Raw genomic sequence first — 4709 nt, 5'->3', positions numbered from 1 at the left:
AGGATGTCGGGGTTGATCACATCAGCGTGCGTCGTCAGCATGCCGTGCGGGAACCCGCTGTAGATCTTCCGCGTCGAGTCGCTCAGAAGCTCGGCCTGCTTCACCGACGCGTCCTTGTACGGCACGACCTGATCGTCATCGCCCTGGATGACGAAGACCGGTACCGTGATCGCCTTGAGGTCGTCGGTCTGGTCGGTCTCGGAGAAGGCCTTGATCCCCTCGTAGTGCGCGAGGGCGCTGCCCGTCATCCCCTGGCGCCACCAGTTGTCGACGACAGGCTGCGACAACGTGACACCATCGCGGTTGAACCCGTAGAAGGGTCCTGCGGCGACCGCCTGGAAGAACTCGGCACGGTTCGCTGCCAGAGCCTCGCGGAAGCCGTCGAAGACCGCGATCGGCGTGCCCTCGGCGTTGGCGTCCGTCTGCACCATCAGCGGGGGCACCGACGACACGAGCACCGCCTTGGCGACGCGGCCCTGCGGCTGACCGTATTGCGCGACGTAGCGTGCGACCTGGCCACCACCCGTCGAGTGCCCGATGTGGATCGCGTTGCGCAGGTCGAGATGCTCGACCACCGCCGACGCATCACTCGCGTAGTGGTCCATGTCGTGGCCGGTGCCGATCTGAGACGATCGTCCGTGGCCGCGACGGTCGCTGGCGATGACGCGGTAGCCCTTGTCGAGGAAGTACAGCATCTGGGCGTCCCAGTCGTCCGACGAGAGCGGCCAGCCGTGGTGGAACATGATGGGCTGCGCGTCGGGGCTGCCCCAGTCCTTGTAGTAGATCTCTGCGCCATCATCCGTGGTCACGAACGCCATGATCAGCCTCCAGGTTTCCGTCGTCCCGAACGATGCCGGCCGACTGTCGATCGCCCCACGTCTGCTTCGTGGGAGCGCGACCACGCTAACCCGTGCGCCCGCGCCGCCCGCTCGACATCTGTCCAGGATCCGTCCTGGTCGTCTTCGACATCTGTCCGGTGTCGATCGGCGTTCTCTCGGTAGCCTCTCCACCATGTCGAACTCTCGCATCTCGCACGGTGCGGGATTCTGGGTGGTCGCGGCCGCCTTCCTGCTCGTGATGGCGTACGCGACGGTGCCCACACCGCTCTATCCGCTCTACCAGGAGGCCGACGGCTTTCCGGTCTCGGTGATCACGCTGATCTTCGCGGCCTTCGCCGTCGGCGTCGTGCTCAGCCTGTTCCTGCTCGGGCACGTCAGCGACTGGATGGGTCGGCGACGGATGCTGGTGATCGCGATCCTCATCGCCGCTCTCAGTGCCGTCCTGTTCCTGCTGTGGCATGAGGTGCCCGGTCTTCTCGTCGCGCGGCTGGTGAACGGCGCGAGTGTCGGCATCCTCACCGCCACCGCCACCGCGCATCTCGGCGAACTGCGCGCACATGCCAGACCGGCCGAGAACGTCATCGTTGCGGCGTCCGTGGCCGGTGCCGCGAATCTCGGGGGATTGGCGCTCGGTCCCCTGATCGGAGGGCTGTTCGCCGAGTTCCTCCCCGCACCGCTCGTGCTGCCGCACGCGGTCTTCCTCGTCGTGCTCATCGCCGCGGCGATCGCCGTCGCCTGCGTCCCCGAGACCGTGGCGCCCCCGAGTGAGCCACGGCGATACCGGCCCCAGCGGATCGCCGCTCCGCCGAGCTCGAGAACCGCGTTCATCGCCGCCGGGTTCGGCGCCTTCGCGGGGTTCGCCCTCTTCGGGCTCTTCACCTCGCTCGCACCGACGATCCTCATCAGCACGTTCGGCGAACACGACCACCTCCTGGCCGGTGTCACGGCGTGCTCGGTGTTCGCCGCCGCGGCATCGGGGCAGGTGGCTCTCGCTCGCGTCCCGCTGCGCATCCAGCTCATCGTCGCGGCCGTGTGCTGCGCACTGGGCCTCGTCGCGGTCGCGGCAGGAACACTGCTGCCCTCGCTGGGGGTGTTCCTCGGCGGAGGCGTCGTCGCCGGCGTCGGTGTGGGGCTCCTGTTCAAGTCGGCGGTCGCCACGGGGGCCGGTCTTGCAGAGCCGGGACGCCGTGGCGAGACGCTCGCGCTGATCTTCCTGATCGCATACTGCGGGCTCGCTCTGCCTGTGCTCGCGATCGGAGTCATCCTCTCCTTCGCGTCGCAGACGACGGTGCTGCTCGTGTTCATCTCGATCGTCCTGGTCGCGACCGTCTCAGCAGCCCTCGTCATGCGTCGCGCGATCGTCCGCCCGGCGTCTCGCGCGCAGGGTTGATCGCCTGTGCCGACCGGCGACGAAACCGCCCCGTAACCAGCGCGCCATCATCGCAAGGAGAAGACCTGCCAAGCTGACATCAGCGAAAGGCGGATGTCGTGACCGAACCCTCACCCTTCGGGCTGCTGCTGCGGTCGCTGCGAGTGGGCCATAATCTGACCCTCGAAGCGCTCGCCGCGCAGTCGGGCGTGAGTGTGCGCACGATCGGCGACCTCGAACGAGGCGCGAGCGCCTCTCCGCAACGTCGCACGGTCGACGCTCTGGCTGACGGACTCGGCCTGGATGCAGCCGATCAGCATGCCTTCCTGCGTGCGGCGCGCGCCCGCCCCCGAGCAGCCCTCGCCCCCGACGGCCCTGGCGCGATCTCCCCGCACAGGGTGTTCGACTTCTCGGGACGTGATTCCGAGATCGATGAAGCGCTCGAGATCCTCCGCGGGCCGCGGGCGTCCGACACCCAGCGCCCCGCGCTGATCATCAGCGGGGCTCCGGGAATCGGCAAGACGACCGTCGCGATCGAGATCCTCGAGCGAGATCGGTCGAGCGGCCGCCCTGCGGTCTTCCTCGGGCTGGACGGCTTCAGCTCGTCGCCCCTCAGCGCGCTGCAGGTGATGACCGCAATGTTGCGCCAGCTTCCCGGGGCCGAGCAGAAACCGCCCGCGGATCTCGGCGAGGCGAGAGCACGATGGCGGGCAGCCGTCGACATCGCCCCGGTCACGGTGCTGCTCGATAACGTCGCGAACGAGGCGCAGATCCGTCCCATCCTGTCGATCTGCGCCGGCGATGTCGTCGTCGTGACCTCTCGTCGCAGTCTCGCCGGCCTCGAGGGCGTGCGGCGACTGCGTCTCGGACCGCTCCGCCGGGAGGAGAGCATCGCCTTCCTGCATCGGCTGATCCCGCAGGCGGCGAGCGGAGAGGATGCTCTGGACGAGGTGGCGGGCCTCTGCGACGACATCCCCCTGGCGCTGCGCGTGGTCGGCAATCGCATCGCCAGTCGGCCCGCTTGGACGGTCGATGATCTGCTCGGTCGGATGCGCACATCGGAAGACCGGCTGCGCCTTCTCGTCGCCGGCGATCTGGCAGTGGAAGCGGCCATCTCGCTCTCCTACGACGAGCTCGACCCGCGCACCGCCGCCCTGTTCCGCTGGATCTCCCTCATCGACGGCAGGACGTTCGGCGCACATCTCGCCGCTGCGGCGGTGCGTTCGTCTGATCTCGCAGAGGTCGAATCGCGCTTGGACGATCTCACAGATCTGGGGATGCTCGAGGCGCGCGGCGGCGATCGCTACCGTCTGCACGACCTGATGCGGCTCTTCGGGCGGAGCAAGCTGCGTGCGTCGGTCGGACCCGATGAGATCGCGCGTCGCGGCGACCACATCCGCTCCTGGCTTCTCGGAACCCTGGAACGCGCGGGCGCCTGGTACGAGCCGCAGAGGGAGCCGACCGCGCTCGGGCGCACCGGCCGCGGGTTCGCGAGCGCAGAGGCCGCCGCAGCGTGGATCCGCACCGAGGCCGAGCACTGGTGGCCGGCCTACACCGAGGCCGCCGAGGTCGGAGAAGACGAGACGGTCTGCGACGTCGCCGATGCGCTGCACTGGTACTCGGACATCTGGATGACGTGGGGCAACTGGCACCGGTTCTATTCGCTCGCGGCGAGCGCGGCGGAGAGCCTCGGGGACCCGGCGAAAGAAGCCGCGCAGCTCGGCTATGTCGCGTGGGCCGAGATCGTCGAGGTCGGTGATCGGGAGAAGGCGGTGGTGACCGCACGTGCGGCGCTGGCCGCAGCGATGCGGGCCGGCGACGTCGCGCAGCAAGGGTGGGCGCACTATTACATCGGCTGGGCGAGTTGGACACTCGATCGTCTGGTGGAGGCGGATGCGGCCGCGGTCGCCGCGATCGACGCGTTCACCGACGCTCAGGAGACGACGGGTTCGGAGAACGCCCAGTTGCTGTCGTCACTGATCAAGAGCAAGCGCGGTCAGTTCCTCGAATCCATCGAGGAAGCGGAGGCCGCACTCGCGCGGGTGCGGTCCGCCGCGACCGCTGACAGCGTCACCGGGGTCATCACCCAGTACGCGGCATGTCTCGAACTCATCGATGCATACTCCGCCGTCGGGCGGCATGAGGATGCGATGCGGATCGGCGAGCAGGGCCTCGCCCTCGCTCGCGCTCTGAAGGACGACACCCGAGTGCTGCTGATGATGCGTCGGCACATCCGGGTACTCATCCAAGCCGGCGAGGGAGAGGCGGCGATCGCTGAGGCGGATGAGGCGCTGCGCCTTCTCGGGCCGGGCAGCCGCGAGGCGTTCATCTTCGCCAGGGTGCGCCGGGAGGTGTCGCTGATCGGCACGCCCGAATCACCCGGCGCGGCCACGGCTTCGGCCTGATCGGCGGATGCGAGATCGGCGTCCCAGTCGACCGGTGGATTCCCAGAGCCGGATGAGCTTCAGTGCCAGGTGCAGAGTGCTGCGCTTCACACCGTC

General features: G+C 68.5%; 3 protein-coding genes. 2 read left to right on the top strand and 1 reads right to left on the bottom strand.

Annotation, left to right across the window (positions count from 1 at the left end; genetic code table 11):
* The coding region (locus tag J7E68_RS09755; RefSeq protein WP_215172099.1) for an alpha/beta fold hydrolase at positions 1-818 on the bottom strand (818 nt) is incomplete at its 3' end.
* A gap of 193 nt (positions 819-1011) precedes the next feature.
* Here J7E68_RS09755 and J7E68_RS09750 point away from each other — a divergent pair.
* Both J7E68_RS09750 and J7E68_RS09745 read left to right on the top strand, forming a co-directional pair.
* Entirely contained in the window at positions 1012-2229 is a 1218-nt protein-coding gene (locus tag J7E68_RS09750) for an MFS transporter (RefSeq protein ID WP_215172097.1), read from the top strand.
* A gap of 98 nt (positions 2230-2327) precedes the next feature.
* On the top strand, positions 2328-4613 hold the full coding sequence (locus tag J7E68_RS09745; RefSeq protein WP_215172095.1) for a helix-turn-helix domain-containing protein: 2286 nt from the start codon (positions 2328-2330) through the stop codon (positions 4611-4613).
* The last annotated feature ends 96 nt before the right edge of the window (positions 4614-4709 follow it).

The organism is Microbacterium sp. ISL-103 (assembly GCF_018613995.1).
In the GTDB taxonomy this organism is placed as follows: domain Bacteria; phylum Actinomycetota; class Actinomycetes; order Actinomycetales; family Microbacteriaceae; genus Microbacterium.
The sequence above is the reverse complement of the archived record's forward strand: the minus strand, read 5'-3'. Positions and strand labels throughout refer to the sequence as shown.

Excerpts from the sequence above, each read along its gene's own strand:
- J7E68_RS09750 (WP_215172097.1), top strand. The coding sequence starts at position 1,012 with ATGTCGAACTCTCGCATCTCGCACGGTGCGGGATTCTGGGTGGTCGCG.